Source organism: Enterococcus sp. DIV0546, assembly GCF_051712785.1.
Taxonomy (GTDB): Bacteria; Bacillota; Bacilli; order Lactobacillales; family Enterococcaceae; genus Enterococcus; species Enterococcus faecalis.
On record NZ_JBIOPO010000001.1, the window covers coordinates 1841929 to 1861462 of the forward strand.

20 protein-coding genes and 1 other RNA gene are annotated in these 19534 nt (G+C 36.4%); 8 read left to right on the plus strand and 13 right to left on the minus strand.

The genetic code is table 11. The annotated features are described in order from the left end of the window. Window positions 1-2 precede the first annotated feature (2 nt). Complete coding sequence (gene map / locus IGJ24_RS09015) at window positions 3-767, minus strand: type I methionyl aminopeptidase (RefSeq protein WP_002389095.1); 765 nt, start codon at window positions 765-767, stop codon at window positions 3-5. 174 nt (window positions 768-941) lie between these two features. Here map and IGJ24_RS09020 point away from each other — a divergent pair, with 174 nt between their 5' ends. Then, window positions 942-1385 (plus strand): flavodoxin, encoded by a 444-nt coding sequence (locus IGJ24_RS09020; protein WP_002356885.1) that lies wholly within the window; start codon window positions 942-944, stop codon window positions 1383-1385. 74 nt (window positions 1386-1459) lie between these two features. Here the strand turns inward: IGJ24_RS09020 and IGJ24_RS09025 are convergent, their stop codons facing one another. Together IGJ24_RS09025 and IGJ24_RS09030 are read right to left on the minus strand one after the other, a co-directional pair. Beyond that, entirely contained in the window at window positions 1460-1933 is a 474-nt protein-coding gene (locus IGJ24_RS09025) for a TspO/MBR family protein (RefSeq protein WP_002356884.1), read from the minus strand. A gap of 157 nt (window positions 1934-2090) precedes the next feature. Next, window positions 2091-2663, minus strand: a complete 573-nt coding sequence (locus IGJ24_RS09030; protein WP_002356883.1) for a TetR/AcrR family transcriptional regulator — start codon at window positions 2661-2663, stop codon at window positions 2091-2093. A gap of 250 nt (window positions 2664-2913) precedes the next feature. On the opposite strand from IGJ24_RS09030, the gene IGJ24_RS09035 reads away from it, so the two are divergent. Further along, window positions 2914-4152, plus strand: coding sequence for an aminopeptidase (locus IGJ24_RS09035; RefSeq protein WP_010708839.1), 1239 nt, complete (start codon window positions 2914-2916; stop codon window positions 4150-4152). An 86-nt stretch (window positions 4153-4238) separates the two neighbouring features. On the opposite strand, the gene ffs is transcribed toward IGJ24_RS09035, so the two are convergent. Further along, window positions 4239-4325, minus strand: an RNA gene (gene ffs, locus IGJ24_RS09040) — signal recognition particle sRNA small type. 39 nt (window positions 4326-4364) lie between these two features. Then, window positions 4365-4886: a tRNA adenosine(34) deaminase TadA gene (tadA, locus tag IGJ24_RS09045; protein WP_002384292.1), complete on the minus strand. Its 522-nt coding sequence runs from the start codon at window positions 4884-4886 to the stop codon at window positions 4365-4367. 77 nt (window positions 4887-4963) lie between these two features. On the opposite strand from tadA, the gene IGJ24_RS09050 reads away from it, so the two are divergent. Next, window positions 4964-5815: a PucR family transcriptional regulator gene (locus IGJ24_RS09050; RefSeq protein ID WP_002398570.1), complete on the plus strand. Its 852-nt coding sequence runs from the start codon at window positions 4964-4966 to the stop codon at window positions 5813-5815. A 56-nt stretch (window positions 5816-5871) separates the two neighbouring features. Then, on the plus strand, window positions 5872-6717 hold the full coding sequence (locus IGJ24_RS09055) for a PhzF family phenazine biosynthesis protein (protein WP_289865388.1): 846 nt from the start codon (window positions 5872-5874) through the stop codon (window positions 6715-6717). 26 nt (window positions 6718-6743) lie between these two features. On the opposite strand, the gene IGJ24_RS09060 is transcribed toward IGJ24_RS09055, so the two are convergent. Together IGJ24_RS09060 and IGJ24_RS09065 are read right to left on the minus strand one after the other, a co-directional pair. Next, complete coding sequence (locus tag IGJ24_RS09060; RefSeq protein WP_002356871.1) at window positions 6744-7082, minus strand: hypothetical protein; 339 nt, start codon at window positions 7080-7082, stop codon at window positions 6744-6746. Window positions 7083-7165: 83 nt separating this feature from the next. Further along, window positions 7166-7870: a zinc metallopeptidase gene (locus tag IGJ24_RS09065; RefSeq protein ID WP_002384290.1), complete on the minus strand. Its 705-nt coding sequence runs from the start codon at window positions 7868-7870 to the stop codon at window positions 7166-7168. A gap of 198 nt (window positions 7871-8068) precedes the next feature. On the opposite strand from IGJ24_RS09065, the gene IGJ24_RS09070 reads away from it, so the two are divergent. Continuing rightward, on the plus strand, window positions 8069-8422 hold the full coding sequence (locus IGJ24_RS09070; RefSeq protein WP_002387247.1) for a YxeA family protein: 354 nt from the start codon (window positions 8069-8071) through the stop codon (window positions 8420-8422). Window positions 8423-8461: 39 nt separating this feature from the next. Here IGJ24_RS09070 and IGJ24_RS09075 read toward each other — a convergent pair whose 3' ends face one another. Then, window positions 8462-9466, minus strand: coding sequence for a nucleoid-associated protein (locus tag IGJ24_RS09075; RefSeq protein ID WP_002356866.1), 1005 nt, complete (start codon window positions 9464-9466; stop codon window positions 8462-8464). 127 nt (window positions 9467-9593) lie between these two features. Further along, complete coding sequence (treP, locus tag IGJ24_RS09080; protein ID WP_002383776.1) at window positions 9594-11060, minus strand: PTS system trehalose-specific EIIBC component; 1467 nt, start codon at window positions 11058-11060, stop codon at window positions 9594-9596. A gap of 211 nt (window positions 11061-11271) precedes the next feature. Between treP and gloA2 the strand changes: the two genes are divergently transcribed. Together gloA2 and IGJ24_RS09090 are read left to right on the plus strand one after the other, a co-directional pair. Then, window positions 11272-11652, plus strand: a complete 381-nt coding sequence (gloA2, locus tag IGJ24_RS09085) for an SMU1112c/YaeR family gloxylase I-like metalloprotein (protein ID WP_438775396.1) — start codon at window positions 11272-11274, stop codon at window positions 11650-11652. 21 nt (window positions 11653-11673) lie between these two features. Next, complete coding sequence (locus tag IGJ24_RS09090; RefSeq protein WP_002356863.1) at window positions 11674-12156, plus strand: SRPBCC family protein; 483 nt, start codon at window positions 11674-11676, stop codon at window positions 12154-12156. Window positions 12157-12199: 43 nt separating this feature from the next. Here the strand turns inward: IGJ24_RS09090 and IGJ24_RS09095 are convergent, their stop codons facing one another. Beyond that, window positions 12200-13300, minus strand: a complete 1101-nt coding sequence (locus IGJ24_RS09095) for an FUSC family protein (protein WP_010823815.1) — start codon at window positions 13298-13300, stop codon at window positions 12200-12202. 172 nt (window positions 13301-13472) lie between these two features. On the opposite strand from IGJ24_RS09095, the gene IGJ24_RS09100 reads away from it, so the two are divergent. Beyond that, complete coding sequence (locus IGJ24_RS09100) at window positions 13473-15614, plus strand: GH92 family glycosyl hydrolase (protein WP_002376945.1); 2142 nt, start codon at window positions 13473-13475, stop codon at window positions 15612-15614. Window positions 15615-15654: 40 nt separating this feature from the next. Here IGJ24_RS09100 and IGJ24_RS09105 read toward each other — a convergent pair whose 3' ends face one another. From IGJ24_RS09105 to IGJ24_RS09115, 3 genes are read right to left on the minus strand one after another with little or no spacing between them, the layout of a single operon-like run. Next, window positions 15655-17136: a response regulator transcription factor gene (locus IGJ24_RS09105; protein ID WP_289865385.1), complete on the minus strand. Its 1482-nt coding sequence runs from the start codon at window positions 17134-17136 to the stop codon at window positions 15655-15657. 11 nt (window positions 17137-17147) lie between these two features. Further along, window positions 17148-18878, minus strand: a complete 1731-nt coding sequence (locus IGJ24_RS09110; RefSeq protein WP_353890758.1) for a sensor histidine kinase — start codon at window positions 18876-18878, stop codon at window positions 17148-17150. After that, entirely contained in the window at window positions 18832-19467 is a 636-nt protein-coding gene (locus IGJ24_RS09115) for a YesL family protein (RefSeq protein ID WP_002362905.1), read from the minus strand. Before IGJ24_RS09115 ends, IGJ24_RS09110 begins: the two co-directional genes overlap by 47 nt. Between the last annotated feature and the right edge of the window lie 67 nt (window positions 19468-19534).

Below are 19534 nucleotides of genomic sequence, written 5' to 3' on the forward strand. Positions count from 1 at the left end.
TATTAATAAGTCAATTCTTCGCCTTGTGACGTTAAGATTCTTGGACCTTCTTTCGTAATCGCTAATGAATGTTCATATTGACAGCTTAGACCGCCATCTTCAGTATAAGCAGTCCAACCATTTGGGTCCATTTTCATGCGCCAAGTTCCTGTGTTAACCATTGGCTCAATGGTAATAACCATTCCCTCTTTTAAACGTAGTCCTTTACCTGCTTCACCATAGTGAGGAATCATTGGACTTTCATGAATAGTTGGGCCAATGCCGTGGCCTACAAAGTCGCGAACAACCCCATAGCCTTCTCCTTCTACATACGTTTGAATTGCATGACCAATGTCGCCAATTCTATTTCCTACTTGTGCTTGGTCAATTCCAAGATATAGCGCTTTTTTGGTTACTTCCATCAAGCGGTCAATTTCAGGTGTTGATTCACCCACGACATAAGACCAGCATGAATCAGAGATTGCGCCCTTTAAGTCGACACACATATCTACTTTGATTAGGTCGCCATCTTTTAATACTTTTTTACGAGGAAATCCGTGGCAGATTTCGTCGTTGATACTACAACAAGTAGCATATTTGTAACCTTCATAGCCAATTTGAGCCGCCACGCCACCATGACTTTCAATAAAGTCTCTCACAAATACTTCAATATCCCAGCTTGTAATGCCAGGTTTAATAAACGTCCGTAAATGACGGTGAACATCCGCTAATAATTCCCCTGATTCATCCATCATTTCAATTTCTCGTGGTGATTTTAATGTAATCATACTATCTCTCCTAAACTTGTTTCATTCAAATTATTTTATCACATTTTTTGCAAAAAAGATTGTTCAAACACCAATTTTCAAAAAGTCCCTTAATAAAAGCACTCGCTAGTCTTTTATAAGAAATGCGCATCTGCTATAATAAGTGACAGAATTGTATGAGGGGGAAGAAAGTTTATGACGTTAGCTAAAATTGTGTATGCAAGCATGACTGGGAATACAGAAGAAATTGCCGACATTGTTGCAGAAGCATTTGAAGATTTAGAATTAGAGGTTGAAATTGATGAGTGTACGCAAGTCGATGCCGCTGATTTTGAAGAGGCCGATATCTGTGTAGTAGCTACATATACGTATGGCGATGGCGATTTACCTGATGAAATTGTCGACTTTTATGAAGACTTACAAGAGATTGATTTATCAGGAAAAATCTTCGGCGTTTGTGGTTCAGGAGACACGTTTTATGATGATTTTTGTAAATCGGTGGACGACTTCGAAGCAGTCTTTACTCAAATTGGGGCAAAAAAAGGCGCCGACAGCGTTAAAGTTGATTTAGCCGCTGAAGAAGACGACATCCAACGTTTAGAAGAATTTGCGAAAAAATTAGCAACTGCCGCAGAATAACTACGTTGAAATAAATAAAATAAACACCAGAAAAAAATGGCTAGTTTCCATTTTTCTCTGGTGTTTTGATATTCCTAATTTAAAAATAAAATACTGTAATTTAATGCTGCCGCAAAAGTAACCCAAAGAATATAAGGAATCATCAACCAGCCACGCGTTATTAATTTATAACGCAAGTAGTCCCACTGTTGAACTATTAATAATAACCATAACAATGAAATATCAATCACAGATAATAAATTATTTTGTAAAGAAAAAAAGAAAAATGTCCAGAAAAAGTTCGCAATAAATTGTAAAATAAATAGCGTAATCATCCGTTTTTTCTGTTGTTTATTTGGATGAACTAAGATGAAATAAAAAGTAATGCCCATAAAAATATACAACACCAACCACACCGGTCCAAATAACCAGCCTGGCGGAGCAAAACTTGGTAATCTCAACGCTTGATAATATTCTCTCGCATTTACTGAAAATAAGCCCGACAAGAGCCCTAGTCCGGTAATTCCTACAATACTTAGCCATAAACGCTTATCTTTCACTCGGTTCATGTTTTTTGCCCCTTTCTATTTCTCTTCTTTACTGTAGCATGGTTGCGAATAATCTACCATTAATACACTTAACAAAAAAAGACCGTTCTTTTAAGAAACAGTCTTTTGCTGTTACCTCACAGAAGTTATCAGCATGAGGTTACACTTTTTTTAATTTTTATAGGTCAATATCAATTGGTTCATCTCGTTCAAGAATTGCTTCAATACTATCTTTCATTAAATGAATGATTTGTTCTTCTGAAGGATGGATAATTCCAGAAGTCATCAATGCAGCCACACCAGTAGCGACCACCCATGTTCCCATGTGTAAAGAGTCAATTTGAACATCGTTTAAATTAGCATACTCAGGATCGGCTTTTACCGCTTCAGTAAAATAGTGATAAGAGAATTCTTGCATTTTTTTGCCGCCACCATATTCTTCTAAATAAAGCGCACGGTATAACTTACTTTCACTTGTCGCAAAATGAATATAGTTTAAAGCCAAATCAACAATTGTATTTCCGGTATGTTTTACTGGAAAGACTTCTTTCGCTAAGTATTTATGAATTTTTTGGAATAAAGCATCGCGTAAATCATCCATGTTTTTAAATTCCAAATAAATCGGTTGGGTGGAACATTTCATTTTATTAGCAATATTACGTGCAGTGAACTTCGAAAATCCTTCAGTGGCGACTACTTCATAGGCAGCTGTTAAAATCTGCTCTTTCGTAATGGTTTTTTTTCTTGCCATAATTCCCTATCCCCTTTATTCATTCATATACAACGCTTCCAAATAAATGCTTATGGTTATTGTAACACGATTTTTCTATTATGCAAAATTAGAACAACTCTTTGTACAAAAGTTCACTGAGCGGGAGCACGACAACTTTTACCCCAACTTAAAATAACAGTTGATAAAGGCTTTATTTCGTTGAGTTCCCTGCTCTTCCGTGTTATGATATGAGCAGTCATTACCCATCAAAATGAAGGAGGAATCACGAATGACCTTAGAGAATTTTAATGAAAATCTAAAGAAATATGCACGTTTAATTGCTGAAACGGGTGTCAATGTTCAGGACAATCATACGGTTGTTTTACAAATCAGTGTCGATCAAGCGCCCCTTGCCCGCTTAATTACGGAAGAAGCTTATCGCTTAGGCGCGGCCGAAGTAATTGTTCAATGGAGCGACGAAACCATTCAACGTGAATTTTTATCTCATGCTGCAACTGATCGTATTGAAAATGTTCCTCAATATAAAATTGATCAAACCGATGATTGGATTGCCAAAGGCGCAAGCCGAATTAGCGTGGTTTCTTCTAATCCTGATGCATTAGCTGGCGTGGATGCACAACGTGTAGCAGCTTTCCAAGCGGCTAATGGGAAAGCATTGGTCAACCTACGAAAAGCAACGCAAGCCAACAAAGTAAGTTGGACTGTTGTAGCTGCTGCTAGTGAAGGCTGGGCAGCTAAAGTCTTTCCAGAATTAGCAACAAGTGAAGAACAAGTTGATGCACTTTGGAATGAAATTTTCAAAACAACACGAATTTATGAAGAAAACCCAGTCATTGCTTGGGATATCCATGATAAAAAATTACAAGAAAAAGCGGCTGAATTAAACGAACAACAATTTACTGCTTTACACTACACAGCTCCTGGAACAGATTTAACGATTGGTTTGCCTAAAAACCATTTATGGGAAGGCGCTGGTAGTTATAACGCGCGTGGGGAAGAATTCATGGCTAATATGCCAACAGAAGAAGTTTTCACCGCCCCAGATAGTCGCCGCGTTGATGGTTATGTTTCTAGTACAAAACCACTAAGTTATGCTGGCACAATCATTTCGGGAATGAAATTTACATTTAAAGATGGAAAAGTTGTTGACTTCTCAGCTGAACAAGGCGAAGAAGCATTGAAAAATCTCTTAGCTATTGATGAAGGTGCCAAACACTTAGGAGAAGTTGCTTTAGTACCAGACCCTTCACCAATTTCACAATCCGGTTTGATTTTTTATAATACATTGTTTGATGAAAATGCCTCTAATCATTTAGCCTTTGGTTCGGCCTATGCCTTCAACTTACAAGGCGGCACGGAGATGAGCGAAGAAGAATTAGCTGAAGCTGGTTTAAATCGTAGCCAAACACATGTGGACTTTATGGTAGGATCTGACAAAATGAATATTGACGGCATTAAGGAAGACGGGACGATTGTTCCAGTTTTTAGAAATGGCGATTGGGCATAAATTTAAAAAGAAGCAAGCCGTAAAAATAACGGCTTGCTTCTTTTTATTTCAAATAAAAAAAGGCTTCTCAGCCTTGATACGTTCCTTATTCAATCAGACACATGGCGGCACTTGCTTAGTGCTGCTTCCTTCCGGATCTGACACAATTCACTAGCCCGCCATTGTCCTAGCCTTTCGGCAAAACCTAGTATAACGTATTTTTATTCTTTTGACTAGTCTTTCTTTTGATTTTTTAAAAGTTTCTCTTCTTTTTTCTTTGCCCGTAACCTTTTAAAGAACTGAACTAGCAATAAGCGACACTCTTCTTCTAAAACGCCTGCTTCGACATAGGCCACATGATTGAAGCGTTCATCTTCTAATAAATTCATCAAAGTCCCAGCAGTGCCTGCTTTAGGATCAGTTGCGCCATAATAAACTTCTGGAATTCGTGCTAAAAGCATCGCCCCACTACACATTGGACAAGGCTCTAAAGTTACAAATAATTGGGTTTCTTCTAGACGCCAATTTTCTATCCCGCGACACGCTTCTTGGATTGCATACATTTCTGCATGCGCCGTTGCTTCTTGCCGTGCTTCTCTCAGATTATGCCCGCGGCCAATAATTTCCCCTTGACGAACTATCACAGCTCCAATAGGCACCTCAGCCAAACCTTCTGCTTTTTTCGCTTCTGCAATGGCTTCTCGCATAAAAAATTCTTTTTCTTCTTGTGTTAACGTTGTTTCTTTTTTTCCCAATTAATTTCCACCTTTCGGCTTTTTCCCACTAAACTTCTGTCTTGCTTCATGGTACAATAAATCAGTGAGGTGTGTCTATGATTATTGAAAATTTATCTCAGCTTTATCCCAAAGGCTATTTATCAAAAACAATTGGTTCCGAAGCCACCTATTCAATTCCTGTTGACGACCAATTTTTCATTGTGAATAAAGCTTTCTTAAGCATTAAAGAACAGCATTTGTTGGAAGCGCTTTTTCCAATTTCTGAAAACCCAACAATTACTGGTAACCATCCTTGGTTCAGTTACTTATTTCAACAGGCAAAATTACCTGCCGAAGGGACCTTTCGTATGTTGCAAATTCAAACGAATGTCCCAAAAGAATTACAAGCTGAATGGCAATTTAATTTAACAAAGATGTTTCCAGATACAGTTGATTGTTTCAGTCCAAGTAATAATATGTATATTTTAGTTGAAGAACAGTCAAAAAATACCTTTCAACAAGAAGAAATTCAAGGGATCTTTTTAACATTAGATACAGACTTTGATTGCACTAGTGCTGTATTTGTTGGCAATTTTTATTCCTCTGAAGACATTCTCCGGCGTTGTTTCCATGAAGAACAACGTATTTTTTCAGAAGAACTTAATTCCTCTAGCCGGACGACTGTTTTTAGTTTAACCGATGTCGCCCTCCACTATTTTACCAAGGAAGCCATGAGCCAAAATGTACTTGTTGAGTATTATCGTCGTTTATTAAATAAAGACACCGATATTCAGCCAATCATCAGCGCTTTGTGGAAAAATCAAGGCAATATCAGCTCCACTGCAAAAGATTTATTTATGCATCGAAATACTTTACACTATCGGTTGGAAAAGTTTTTTGAACAAACTGGCTTATCTTTAAAAAAAATGGATGATTTAATCTTTTGTTATTTGTTATTAAGAAAGTAGTACGTCCATTTTTTACTCGTATGTTTTTTATTCCCAATTAGAAAGTAGGCGTTCCAATGAAAATTACCGCATATGTCGCTAGTGCATTTAGTAAAAACCACGAAGGTGGCAACAAAGCAGGCGTTGTTTTTATGACACAGCCCTTAACGAGAACCCAAAAAATGGCCATCGCCAAAGAACTAGGATTTGCAGAAACTGCTTTTATTTCAGACTCAAAGATTGCTGATTTCCGCCTTGAATATTTTACACCAAAAGAAGAAGTCGACTTATGTGGCCACGCGACAATTGGCGCTTTCACCATCATGAAGCACTTAAATAAATTATTGCAAACAGCATATACAATCGAAACGAACAGCGGTTTGCTCGCAATCACGGTGAACGATGAACAACTATTTATGGAACAAACTGTCCCAACTTTTTATGATACGCTCACTTTAGAAGAATTGAGCGGCTACTTTGATTTAAACGCAGTGGCAACTGTTTTTCCTATCCAGATTGTGTCAACGGGTCTAAAAGATATTTTGGTTCCCATTAAAAATGCGCAATTATTACAGGATTTACAACCAAACTTTGAAAAAATTAAGTTACTTAGTCAAAAGTATGGAGTTATTGGGATGCATCTTTTTGCTTTGTCTGAAGAAAATATCATTTGTAGGAATTTTGCACCCCTTTATGACATCGATGAAGAAGCCGCTACTGGTACATCAAATGGTGCGTTAGCTTGTTATCTGTACCATCACCAAATTTTACAAAAAACCAATTACACCTTTGCCCAAGGTTATACCTTAAACGCTCCTTCAGAAGTCTTAGTGCGTTTGAACACTACATCCCAAAAGACAATTGATCAAGTTCTAGTTGGTGGCAGAGGCTATTATGTTGAAACAAAAGAATTATTTTTATAAAAAAAAGATGGCCTAGGCCATCTTTTTTACTTCATTGCATCTTCAATAAATGTGAAAAAGCGTTCTTTTAAAGAATCTGTATTGTCTTTAACTTTTTCGCCATATTCAGCTAATTTTGAACCGCCATCTTTCACACGATCCACAACATTTAAAACAGAATCTAATTCATCATCGGATAAATCATCGACAATCGATAATAATTTTTGGTTTCCATCAAATTTATCGTCTACAAACTTTTTAACTTTATAACGATTGGAAACATGAGATACCTTCTTAATAATTTTTTCAGAAGCGATGACTGCAACAGAGACACTTGCAACTGCAGCAATGCTTAAACCGATACCAATTTTTGTTGATGCTTTCATTTCCTTCAGCTCCTCTGTTATTTTCTATTTTAATCATAACATATTATTACTTTTATGCGTAATAGAAAGACCTTTGCTGGCACTTAGTCTCGGCGGTTGTTGCCACCAAATAAAATAACCAAACGTAAAAGTTGTAAAAAGGTCGAAAGCGCAGCTGCTACGTAGGTAAGTGCAGCTGCAAAAAGAACTTTTCTGGCCATTGGGACTTCTTCTTCTGTTAATAACCCACCTTCAGAAAGAATACTTAATGCACGTCTAGACGCATTAAACTCCACCGGTAAAGTCACCAATTGAAAAATCAAGGCTAATGAAAAAGCCAAAATTCCAATGTTGATTAATGTTTGATTCCAACTAAATAAAACACCAATCAAAATTAGTGGAAAGGAGATGGTTGAACCGATGTTGGCAACTGGAACAATAGCTGCACGAAGACGTAAAGGCACATAGTTCGTATGATCTTGTACCGCATGTCCGCATTCATGAGCCGCCACGCCAATAGCCGCGACCGATGTCGATTGAGCAGTGGCTTCGGATAAGCTCAACATTTTGTTTCCAGAATTATAATTGTCAGTTAAATCACCAGCAATTTGCTGAACTCCAACATCATTAATTTGTTCTTTTTGTAAAATATATTGTGCTGCCTGCGTGCCTGTAACATGTTTACTGCTTCGTACTTGATCATATTTACGAAAGGTACTGTTAACATATGCGGAGGCCGCACCAGAAATCGCAATTCCGATAATTACCAATATATAGGTTGGATCGATTCCAAAATAAAAGGGCATCATTGTCCTCTACCTCCATCTTTTTTTCTTTATTGTAGCATGATAGTGAAAAAAAGGGAGCGACAAACGTTGTCTTTTGTTTAAAAAAATGATGAATTTTTCAAGAAAGTGCCGAAACTAACAAAATTGTCACTCAATTAACGGAAAAAAATATGGCAAATTTCCTAAAAAAAAGGCATACTATTCCTTGAGGTGAGGAAAATGAAAACATTACTAAAAATATTAATTCCCATAGTCATTTTAGCCGGTGGTAGCTGGGGCGTTTATAATTACTATTACGGTGGAGAAGCCTATTATACACAAATCACAACATCTGGTGAAAAGAAAGATGAAAAAACAAATTCTGGTGAAGCAATGACCATTTATTACTATCAACAACCTGCGTTTAATAAAAACGGTGAAGAAAAAACCGTGGAATTAAACGAATCCCGTGATCAACCTTTGCGTATGAAAGCCTATCTAAAATTGAAAGTTAATCCCCGTAAAGGCGTGATCAGCTGGAATGAAGTGACAGAAAAAGAAGTCCCAGAAAAAGCTTTGGAAAAATTAAAATAAAGAAAAAAAGCCGTTGGTAAGCGACCAACGGTTTTTTCTTTATAATTGATTACTAATTTTTTCGATATTTTTTAGCATGATGGACACTGTGCCATCTGGATTATTAACAAATTCAATTAAATCCCCATTGCGGTAAACATCTAACGGAACAATTAATTCAATACCGTTATCCATTTTTAACTTTTGTTTGCCAAATTTCTTTTCAGAAATTTCGCGAGATTCTCTGACTGGCGGTGTTTTGTCGACAAACTTCGACTCATTCACTTCTTCTTGGTAAGCTAATTTAGCTGATACATTTTCTTTAAATACTTGCTCAGCAATCTGCTCATTGTCAATCGTTCCCGTTTCCTCAATGCTATCATATACCGCTTCTTTTACCGAAGCCATTAGTTCAAACTCATCTTCGTTAAATTTCTTTCCAATGCGTTTGACTGCCTTTTTAATTTCTTTGATATTTTCTTCCATGGAAGGTGCCGCTTGCGTCTCAATCACTTTTTCAGAGAAATACCAGATTTTTTCTCCTGAAAATTCATATCTTTTCTCTAGTAATTCAAACGCTAATGTATCTAAGTCAACCGTAATCCCTTCATCTGGTTTTTGTGATTTTGAAGACAAAATTGCTCGGTTGATAATCAGTTTGTTATAAACGGATTCTTCCTCATAGTCGACGTAATGCGTGTAACTTTCTTTATAGTTTAATTTAATCATTGCGACATGTAACACCGTATCTAATTCATATAAAATGAACAAAATATCAGCACTAGGCGCATCTTCGCTTCCTGAATAAACATCATACCAATGTTGGGTAACTTCTTGGCTTTTCTTCACAAAATCACTAGGAATCCCACGTAACGTGTCAACAAAGGAACTATTTTCCGCCAATGTTCCAGTCTTTGTTTGTGCAGTCGAAAGTTTTGAAATTTTTGCAGTTAAATACGTTCGAATATACTCAGTGGTTAAATCTAGTTCCTTTTCAGAGAAAACCGGCGTCCCAGTTTCTCGATCAATTATGTGTAAAATTGCTTTTTTTAAATAAATATCCATTTTTACGCTCTCCTTTTCTCAACCTTTTTAGTCTAACTGAAAGAGAGAAAAAAGCCAATAGTTTCTATAAAAAGAAGAAGAATTCGTAGAAAAATGTCTACGAATTCTTCTTTACTTCAAAAAGCGATTATCCTTCTTCGCTGTATAACATCCCTGTTGCTTCATCAACTGGATCGACTTTATTAAAAATGCCTTTCTTTCTGAAAATATAAGTTAAGCCCATTGGTACGATAATAGCAATCACCATTGCGCCTAAAAACGGCAAGTAATATTGTGGCACAATAGATAAAATTCCTGGCAAGCCACCGACGCCGATACTTGTCGCACGAACGCCCATTAAAGTGGCAAACATTCCGGCCATTGCTGAACCAATCATGCCCGCAACAAATGGATAAACATATTTTAAGTTGATCCCAAACATCGCTGGTTCAGTCACACCTAAGTAACAAGAAATCATCGCTGGAATCGAAACTTGTTCTTCTTTTTTGTTTCCACGATGCATAAAGATAACTGCTAAAACCGCTGAACCTTGTGCAATATTTGATAGAGCAATCATTGGCCATAAGTTGGTTGACTGAAAGTCAGCAATCAACTGTAAATCAATCGCATTACTCATATGATGCAACCCAGTGATGACTAATGGTGCGTACATAAAGCCAAAGACGGCGCCAAATAACCAATTAAATGTTGACGTTAATCCAGCATTTACAATATCAGAAACCCAACTACCAATCGTCCAACCGATTGGTCCTAAAATGACATGTGCAGCCAATACTGTTGGTACTAAAGCAAACAATGGGACAAAAATCATTGAAATTGCTTGAGGAATCACTTTTCTAAAGAAAATTTCAAGATAGGCAAGCAAGAAGCCGGCTAACATGGCTGGGATAACTTGCGCTTGATAACCAATCATGTTAACTTGTGCAAACCCAAAATCCCAGAAAGGAATTTCTGCTGCTTTAGTCGTCGCAACTGAATAAGCATTCAGAAGTTGTGGTGAGACTAATGTAATCCCTAGGACAATCCCCAAGATTTGTGTGGTTCCCATTTTCTTCGTAATACTCCACGTAATCCCAACTGGCAAGAAGTGGAAAATTGCTTCGCCGATTAACCATAAGAATGAATTGACTCCATTCCAAAATTGAGAAACTTCCACGATTGTTTGACCATCAAGAAAGCCAAATGGAACCCCTTCCAAAATATTGCGGAACCCTAAAATCAATCCCCCGATAACAAGTGCAGGAATTAATGGTGTAAAAATCTCAGCTAAAACAGAAACAACTCGTTGAACAGGACTCAAATTACTTTTGGCAGCTGCTTTCCCTTCTTCTTTTGAAACCCCTTCTAAACCGGAAATTGCAGAAAAATCATTATAAAATTGTGGGACTTCATTCCCAATAATTACTTGAAACTGTCCAGCATTTGTAAAGGTTCCTTTTACAGAAGGAATATCTTCAATCACAGGTACATCCGCTTTTTTTGGATCTTTTAATACAAAACGCATTCGAGTTGCACAATGAGAAACAGCTGAAATATTTTCTTTGCCTCCTACTGCTTTCAACAACTGTTGTGCATCGCTTTGAAACTTACCCATTTTACATTCTCCTCTCAAACTTGTATATACAATTAAGTTGTATATACATCATACTCGATTATTCTTTTTTTGGCAAGCGCTTTCTTTCGAAAAAATAATTTTATTTTTTTACAAATCCCTTGTCTTTTCTTAAAGAGTCAAACAGAACGCTTTTTTAGCTGCTTCTTTATTGCTATACTACAGAGGGAAAAAACGAAAAGGAGTATGAAAAATGTTTTTTAAAGAAATTCATCATGTGGCAATCAATGCCTCAAATTATCAAGCAACTAAAAATTTTTATGTCGAAAAGTTGGGCTTTGAAGTTCTTCGCGAAAATCATCGTCCCGAAAAAAACGATATTAAATTAGATTTAAAATTAGGCAGCCAAGAATTGGAAATTTTTATTTCTGATCAATTTCCCGCTCGCCTCTCTTATCCTGAAGCTTTAGGATTACGTCATTTAGCTTTTAAAGTTGAACATATTGAAGAAGTGATTGCTTTTTTAAATGAGCAAGGAATTGAAACAGAACCGCTACGAGTAGATGATTTTACGGGTGAAAAAATGACCTTCTTTTTTGATCCAGATGGACTACCTTTAGAACTTCATGAATAATAAATAAAGGAGAGAAACAAAATGAAAGATACCTTTCGCTTAGAAAACCAGACGATTTATTTTGGTACAGAACGGGCAATTTCAGCCAGCCCTCAAACGATTTGGCGCTACCTAACTGAGACAGACAAGCTAAAACAATGGTTTCCAGAATTAGAAATTGGTGAATTAGGTGTTAACGGGTTTTGGCGGTTTATTCTGCCCGATTTTGAAGAAACAATGCCTTTCACTGACTATGCAGAGGAAAAATATCTGGGCGTGACTTGGGATACTGGTATCATCTATTTTGACTTAAAAGAACAAGCACCTCACCAGACCCTGTTAGTCTTTTCAGAATCTCTCCCAGAAAATTTTACAACACCTCGCCATAAAGATATCGCTGGTTGGTCAATTGTTCTCAATCGCTTGAAGCAAGTAGTTGAAACTCCTGATGCAGCACCAGAAAAAATAGATTTTCCGCAAATAGAAAATCATTACTTGGAAAAATTAACGAATTTAGAAAATTAAAAAGTGTGGCACAGAGGGTAAATAACCCTCTGTGCCACACTTTTTAAAAACGTAAAATACGCTGATAAACAAATAAACCTAAATCAATTAAGCAAACAACAAAAATTGCCAATAATACAAAAGAGACCCGCAACTCTGCGGCGTACATCCCTCGTAAACTAATTGTTGCCAAACATAACCCAAAAATCGTTGCCATTGTCACTTGTAACACGGTTCCTGGTTTTAGGGAATAAACAAAAATGCCAATCAAACTAGAAACAACGAGGTGTGTCAGTGGCAATTGAAGCCAATTGACAACAAACAGACTAAGGAAACATCCTAAAAGAGTTCCCCAAAAACGTGTCTTAATACGCGTGTTCATTTCTGCTTTCACTGGATGCAAGAGTAGAAAAACATTCATCGGAATCCAAATTATTTTAATGCCTCCTACACTCCACATTAAAATAAAACTCAGCGTAATGGTGAAACTCATACGAATAGCTAAACGAAATCGTTGCACCCTTTCGTCAGGACTTTCTAAAAATTGTTTGAAACTTGTAATCCCAAAAAAAGTCTGTTGTAAGTCGTGCCAGAAATTAACAACCGCCAATTTTTGTTGCTTCATATTTAATTGAATGCTTTTATGGCCTCTACTCTTTAAGCTGGTTAACTGACTTAATCCTGTTTGCCACCAAGCGTTTAATGTTAAAGCCAATAAAAAAAGACCAATTAAAAAGGCCACAACTTGAGATTGCATCAAAAATGTATTTCCTTTAACCTGGATTAACTGACAAAACGTAAACATCATCAAATAACTATGATACCGCATCGGTGTCGCAGATGAATAAAATAAATAAACAATTAAAAATGTCACACTACTATTTAAAATAATAGACCAGCTAAAGGAACTACTAGCTATAAATGCTAAAAAACTGATCACAAATTGCCTGATACTCATTTTGAGCAGCGCTACAAACGAATAATCTTTTTTATAGTTAATTTTAAACATAATAGTAAATACAGGCACCATAATTAAATAGCTTGGGGAAAATAAAAAATCCAATGTATAAAAACTAACCAAAAAAAAGGCGATGACTGGGAAAATGGCCCAAACATACGCAAAAAATTGCTGACTTTTTGTACTAAAAAAATAAATAACAATCACTCCAATATCGATTCCTTATCCATTGTAACATGCTTGTCAATTCCCTCTCCAAATTGAATATACCAATTCGTTAAAAATAAATAAAAAAGCGAATAAATACGCTTTCATTTCTCGTTTTTTGTGCTATAATCAGCCTATATGATATATCATTTAAAACAAAGGAGCTACTTTCATGAATATTCAAGCGATTGATACGCGACACGGAACTGCCAACCAACATAGTTTTTCAAATGGAAATTGTCTACCCTATACTGGCGTGCCATTTGGGATGAACTTTTACGCCCCGCAAACAACTGACCAAAAAGGCAGCTGGTGGTTTCATCCAGAAGATCGAACATTTCAAGGCTATCGAGTAACGCATCAACCAAGTCCTTGGATGGGTGATTTTAGCCATTTATTAATGACCCCTGTCAGTGGTTCATTGTCGGAACTTTCTTTATTCCATGCCCAAAGTTCTTATCGTCCAGAAGAAAGCCTTTTTTCTCCTGTCGAAATTAACTTAACTCAATTACGCTATCAAATAACTTCTCAATTAATCCCAAGCATGTATGGTGGTATCTTAACCATTGATTATCAACAAACAGATAATCACTTGCTACTAACTCTGCCTGGACGTTATCAAGTAAAACAATTAGATGACCATCAAGTGGCTGTAAAAGTCATCAACTATTCTGGTTGTGAAGATCCAGATTTTAGTTTTTATTTTGTGCTTCATTTTGAACAGCCTTTAACCAAATGGTTTGCCCCTTCTTCAGGTGAAGATGGCAAAATCCTTCTTTCTTTTGGAAATATTGCTCAACAAGTTGTTCATTTTAGTAGTTCATTTATTTCTGAAAAACAAGCGCAGTTAAATTTAGCGCGAGAAATCTCTTTGCGTTCTACTGAGATGCTGCAACAAGGAATCGCAGATTGGCATAATTATTTCGATCGTCTTAAAGTAACGCATGAAAATCCTGAACATACTAAAACGTTTTATCATACACTGTATCGAACATTCCTATTTCCGCAAACCTTTTATGAATTGGACGAAAATCAGCAGCCGATTCATTATGATACGTTCTCGCAAACGGTTCGTCCTGGTGTACTATATACCAATAATGGCTTTTGGGATACTTATAAAACGGTTTACCCATTGTTCTCACTAATTGCTCAAGAAAAATACGAAGAGATGCTAGAAGGCTTTTTAAATAGTTACAACGAAACAGGTTTCTTGCCAAAATGGTTATCTCCAGATGAGCGTGGTTTAATGCCCGGCACCTTGATTGACGCTGTCATTGCTGATGCCGCCGTGAAAAAGATTCGTCCTGACTTGATGCCTCAGTTCCTAGAAGCGATGAAAAAAGGCGCCACACAACAAAGCGAACGAGAAAATTATGGACGTCAAGGAACTCTGGATTATCTAAAATATGGCTATGTTCCTTCAACCTATCATGAATCTGTCAATCATACCTTAGACTATGCGTACAGCGATTTCTGTATTTCGCAAGTTGCAAAAACATTGAATGATTCAGAGACCGCAACGTTTTATCGTCAACAAGCCTTGAATTATCAACAACTTTTTAATCCTGAAACTGGCTTTATGCAAGCAAAGGATACTGAAGGCAATTTCCGTCCTGACTTTTTAGATATTCGTTGGGGCAAAGATTACGCCGAAGGAAGTGCTTGGCAATCAAGTTTTGCGGTTTATCAAGATTTTGCAGGTTTGATTAAGCTATATGGTAGCGAGTTAGCTTTCGAAAAAAAATTAATTCAGCTATGCAATCAAGCGCCTAACTTTAACGTTGAAGGCTATGGTTTTGAAATTCATGAAATGAGTGAAATGGCGGCAATTGATTTTGGTCAATTAGCCATCTCAAATCAACCAAGTTTCCATTATCCGTTTCTATTCAGCTACATCGGCAAACCAGAGATGGCTCAACCACTTTTAAAACAACTAATGCAAACATTTGATGCTTCACCAACTGGCTATCCAGGTGATGAAGACAATGGCAGCATGTCTGCTTGGTATATTTTTAATAGCTTAGGCTTTTATCCCGTCACACCAGGAACTGGTGAATATGTAATCGGGATGCCTTTAGTCCAGACGGCGGAAGTAAAACTGTCAAATGGTAAACAATTAACCATTCAGACATCACCAAACAAAGTCCAACAACAATTTATTCATGAAATTCAGTTAAACCAAGAAAAACATACTGCGCCTTATTTTACTCATCAAGAACTATTAAACGGCGGGACTTTAGATTATCAATTAGGGATCGTCCCGAATCCACAAAACACAGCAGAACGACCGTTTTCATTAAGTACGGAAAAATAATAAAAAGAAAGATGTTCATAAAAATTGAACATCTTTCTTTTTATTCTTCGACACCTGCGTAATTTGATTGGTATTGCTCTCGAAATTCTTTTGGCGTAATTCCATTTAATTTTTTAAACATTTTTGAAAAATAGTTGGTATTGTTAAATCCTACTTTTTCTGAAATTTCGTTGATTGTATCATCCGTGTACAATAATAATTTCTGGGCATGCTTGGTACGCACTTGATTTAAATATTGAGAAAAACTCCGCTTGGTTTCTTTTTTGAAAATTTGGCCTAAATAACTAGGGTTCAAATGAAGCTCATCCGCCACCGTTTTTAAGTTTAATTCTTCTAAATAGCCTTGTTCAATTCTTTCTACAGCTTGGCTAACACTTTCTGAATATTTTTTTATTTTAGGTTTATTTTTCACTTCTGCCAAGACTTGCTGCATTAACGCATACAGTGTATTAAGATTGTTGCTGGCTCGAATTTCTTCCACAATTTTTTCATAGTTTTCTTCTAACACAGTTGGATACTGACGGGAAATATCTGAAAAAAGTAAGAAGACTACATAGCGTACATATTCTGGCGTAGCGTGTTGTTGACTTAACTGATTGAAAATGGCATCTAATTCCCGTTGAATGGTCTGCATATCCCCAATCATCAAGGCTTGGTTAAACGCTAGGAAAGTAAAATCTTCTGCCGAACGATTCATTTGTTCTTTTTGATTATTTGGCAGAAATTCTTGATAGAACGTTTCAATTGCTTGCAACTGTTTTACTTTCTCATAACTTTCATAAACCGTTTCCCATTCATTGACAGATTCCCCTACAAAAATCTGACCTTGACCAGCTAGAATCGCTTCAATTTCACGAATAAATAAGAACGCTTCTTGTCTGGCCCCTTTATAGATAAGTAACAATTGGTGGTACGTACTCATCCAACTTTCAATGAATAACAGTTGGCCTTTTTTCATAAATAGTTCCTTGATTGTTTCTAAAAATGGCATTTCAGCTTCAACCAATAAAACGGTAAAATCACCTGGTTTTATAGTCGCAAATTGCTGCATTAACTCTTCGTATTCCCCTTCGCTGATTTCATCATTAAGCCAACGCATCAAGCCATTTTCTAGATATAGACGCACGCGGGCATGGGATTTTTTTTGTTGGTCCAATTCTGTTTTAATTCTCTGGATATTGGCTAATAGTTCTTGCTTATTGACTGGTTTCAAAAGATAATCTTGGACCTGCAAAGCCATGCCTTTTTTGACGTAATCAAACTCTTGATAACCTGATAAAATTAAACTAATAAATTGATGTCCTTTTTTCTTTGCTTGCTCAATTAATTCGATCCCGCTCATTTCCGGCATCGTAATATCTGTTAATAAAACATCAATGGATTCTGTTTCTAAAAAAGCCAATGCTTCTTGCGCACTACGCGCTGTTTTAACAATTTCAAAGTTTAACTCTTGCCAAGGAATAATCCATTTTAAGCCTTCTAAAATCATATATTCATCATCAACAAACATCACTCGATACATCTTTTCACCCCTTATGCTACAAACGAAAGACGAATTGTCGTCCCTTCTCCTTCTTTCCCTTCAATGGTTAAACCATAACTCTCCCCAAAAAAGCGTTGTAAACGTTCATGAACATTTCTTAACCCAATGGATTGTTCCGTTTCTATTTCTGTTTGATTTAAACGTTCGCGAATTTCCTCTAACCGATTGGCGTTAATTCCTTTTCCATTATCCACAACAGCTACAATAATTTTTTCGCCTTCTCGGTAGGCGTGGACCTTGATAGCATTGTCTTGTCGTTGATAGTCAATTCCATGCACAAAATAATTTTCGACAAGCGGCTGAATGATAAACTTAGGAATTTCGACATCAGCAATTGCTTCTTCTATTTCGAACTTATAGGCAAATTGGTCGGGATAACGCATTTGATACAAATACACATACTTTTCGCAAAATGAGATTTCCTCTGCCAAGGTCGTGGTTTTTTCTTGGTTAATATTATTCCTAAGTAACGTTGAAAAAGCATAGACAACATCAGCTAGTTCTTCTTGTTGCCGACTCAAGGCATACATACGAATATATTCCAACGTATTATAAAGAAAATGAGGATTAATTTGCGACTGTAATGCTCTCATGTGAGCATCGCGTTGCTTAATTTCTAAAGTATAAATATCGTGAATGTATTGATCTAAACTGTCTACCATAAAATTAATCGCGGAAGCAATATCATTCAACTCTTCCTGAACTTGATTCGTGTCAATTCGTTCTTTTAAATTGCCATCGCCAATGGCTCGTGTCGCTTCTAAAATTAATTGGACTTGTTGAGAATAGCGTTTAAACAGGCGGTTTAAGCCCACTAATAAAATAACAATCAAAAGTAACCCAATCCCTAAAATGGCTGCATAATTCATAAACAATTGTTGAAATAAGACTCGGCGGCTTGTTAATAAGAGAATGGTACTCCGGCCACTGCTTTCTATTTCCGTAATATCGTAGCGATTATGAAAAACCTGTTGAATGTCACTATCGGTGTGCATTCTTTTATCTAGTTGCCGCTCTTCTTCTTTGGTAAATTGTGCTTTTTCAGAAAAAATTTGATTCCCAGCACTATCATAGATAAACGCATTAATACCTGATTTTTTCAATAAGTCTGCTTGGTTGCCTAGCAATTCTTGACTTGAAAACACAGTGTACAATTCTCCCAGCGGTTGTCCTGTATAAGGATCGGAGATAATTCGCATTAGTTGAAAGCCATGTTTTTTAATTGATGACATATCCATTTTTTTCCCATTTGTAGCTGTGCGATTGGCGAACAAAACCTGATCAAATTCATCTAAGCGAATAATCACTTCTTCTAAGTCAGGAAAGGTGCTAAATAATGTACTTAAATTATTTCCAAAGTGGGTACTGACCCGATCTTCCGACCATTGACTGTAAGTATAGTCAAAATACTCAGGAGGAGAAAGTTCCATATATTTTCGCATGTTTTCAATTTTACTTGCAGAGCCAGCTAATTCATTAATCATATTCGTCGCTGCATTATTTTTATTCGTTACATAGCTGTCAATTTGGGAAACGGCGTTATTTTTTTGTGAATCAATTGATAAGTTAATTGTATAAGTAACATAAACGCACAAAGCAGCCACCGTTAACAAAATAATACTTGTTAACAGTAGACTGTATTTTTGTACTAATCGATTTAATAAATATTTTTTTTTAAACAGTTTTTTGAAGATTCGCTTCATTTTGTTCCAACTTTCCATCAATAAACTGGCGATTTTTACGCGTGACATAGGCACACCACATCATAATTAAGGCAAACGAAGCAAATAGTAGCAGTCCTTTCATTTTCCAAGTTAAAGCAACGATACTAATTACACCGAATAAGACTTTAAAAAATACACCGAGGTTTAAAAAGATACTGATAAATGAAAGCTTCATTAAATCAATAGTTGAGATAAAATAGCTTCCTTCATATAGTAGCATATAAATGTAAAAAATAACGAGTATTAGGGAAACAAAAAATAAAATAAACGTAATAATTAACCACATTATTCCGGTAAATTGAACGGCTAAATAAATATTATAAAAAACAAATCCTAAAGTGAAGAGAAAAAGTAGAAAATAACAGTTACTTCTTTTAAAATGTGCTTTCCATGATTCAAATGCTCGTTTAACGGTGATTGCTTGATAATTCATGCCCTCTTCCAAAATGAAATCAGTCATCATTTGGAGTGCTGGACCAACACCAAAAATAATCCCTCCAGCTAAACTAAATAAAACAAACAGTAAATTTAGTTTGATTACTGTCCAGGAAAGGTAAAACAACCGCTGAATCCCTGTACTTTCCATCTTCCTCTTCCTTTCTATTATGTAAAAGGCTGAGCCAAAAGCGCTCAGCTAATGCCTCAGCCTCCTG

What these genes read in the sequence shown, in the direction of transcription:
- map (WP_002389095.1), bottom strand. Translation starts at nt 767, where the DNA reads ATGATTACATTAAAATCACCACGAGAAATTGAAATGATGGATGAATCA.
- IGJ24_RS09090 (WP_002356863.1), top strand. Translation starts at nt 11,674, where the DNA reads ATGAAAGATACCTTTCGCTTAGAAAACCAGACGATTTATTTTGGTACA.
- IGJ24_RS09065 (WP_002384290.1), bottom strand. Translation starts at nt 7,870, where the DNA reads ATGATGCCCTTTTATTTTGGAATCGATCCAACCTATATATTGGTAATT.
- IGJ24_RS09050 (WP_002398570.1), top strand. Translation starts at nt 4,964, where the DNA reads ATGATTATTGAAAATTTATCTCAGCTTTATCCCAAAGGCTATTTATCA.
- IGJ24_RS09110 (WP_353890758.1), bottom strand. Translation starts at nt 18,878, where the DNA reads ATGGAAAGTTGGAACAAAATGAAGCGAATCTTCAAAAAACTGTTTAAA.
- IGJ24_RS09070 (WP_002387247.1), top strand. Translation starts at nt 8,069, where the DNA reads ATGAAAACATTACTAAAAATATTAATTCCCATAGTCATTTTAGCCGGT.
- IGJ24_RS09115 (WP_002362905.1), bottom strand. Translation starts at nt 19,467, where the DNA reads ATGGAAAGTACAGGGATTCAGCGGTTGTTTTACCTTTCCTGGACAGTA.
- treP (WP_002383776.1), bottom strand. Translation starts at nt 11,060, where the DNA reads ATGGGTAAGTTTCAAAGCGATGCACAACAGTTGTTGAAAGCAGTAGGA.
- IGJ24_RS09075 (WP_002356866.1), bottom strand. Translation starts at nt 9,466, where the DNA reads ATGGATATTTATTTAAAAAAAGCAATTTTACACATAATTGATCGAGAA.
- IGJ24_RS09100 (WP_002376945.1), top strand. Translation starts at nt 13,473, where the DNA reads ATGAATATTCAAGCGATTGATACGCGACACGGAACTGCCAACCAACAT.
- IGJ24_RS09025 (WP_002356884.1), bottom strand. Translation starts at nt 1,933, where the DNA reads ATGAACCGAGTGAAAGATAAGCGTTTATGGCTAAGTATTGTAGGAATT.
- gloA2 (WP_438775396.1), top strand. Translation starts at nt 11,272, where the DNA reads ATGTTTTTTAAAGAAATTCATCATGTGGCAATCAATGCCTCAAATTAT.
- IGJ24_RS09060 (WP_002356871.1), bottom strand. Translation starts at nt 7,082, where the DNA reads ATGAAAGCATCAACAAAAATTGGTATCGGTTTAAGCATTGCTGCAGTT.
- IGJ24_RS09055 (WP_289865388.1), top strand. Translation starts at nt 5,872, where the DNA reads ATGAAAATTACCGCATATGTCGCTAGTGCATTTAGTAAAAACCACGAA.
- IGJ24_RS09105 (WP_289865385.1), bottom strand. Translation starts at nt 17,136, where the DNA reads ATGTATCGAGTGATGTTTGTTGATGATGAATATATGATTTTAGAAGGC.
- IGJ24_RS09035 (WP_010708839.1), top strand. Translation starts at nt 2,914, where the DNA reads ATGACCTTAGAGAATTTTAATGAAAATCTAAAGAAATATGCACGTTTA.
- IGJ24_RS09020 (WP_002356885.1), top strand. Translation starts at nt 942, where the DNA reads ATGACGTTAGCTAAAATTGTGTATGCAAGCATGACTGGGAATACAGAA.
- IGJ24_RS09030 (WP_002356883.1), bottom strand. Translation starts at nt 2,663, where the DNA reads ATGGCAAGAAAAAAAACCATTACGAAAGAGCAGATTTTAACAGCTGCC.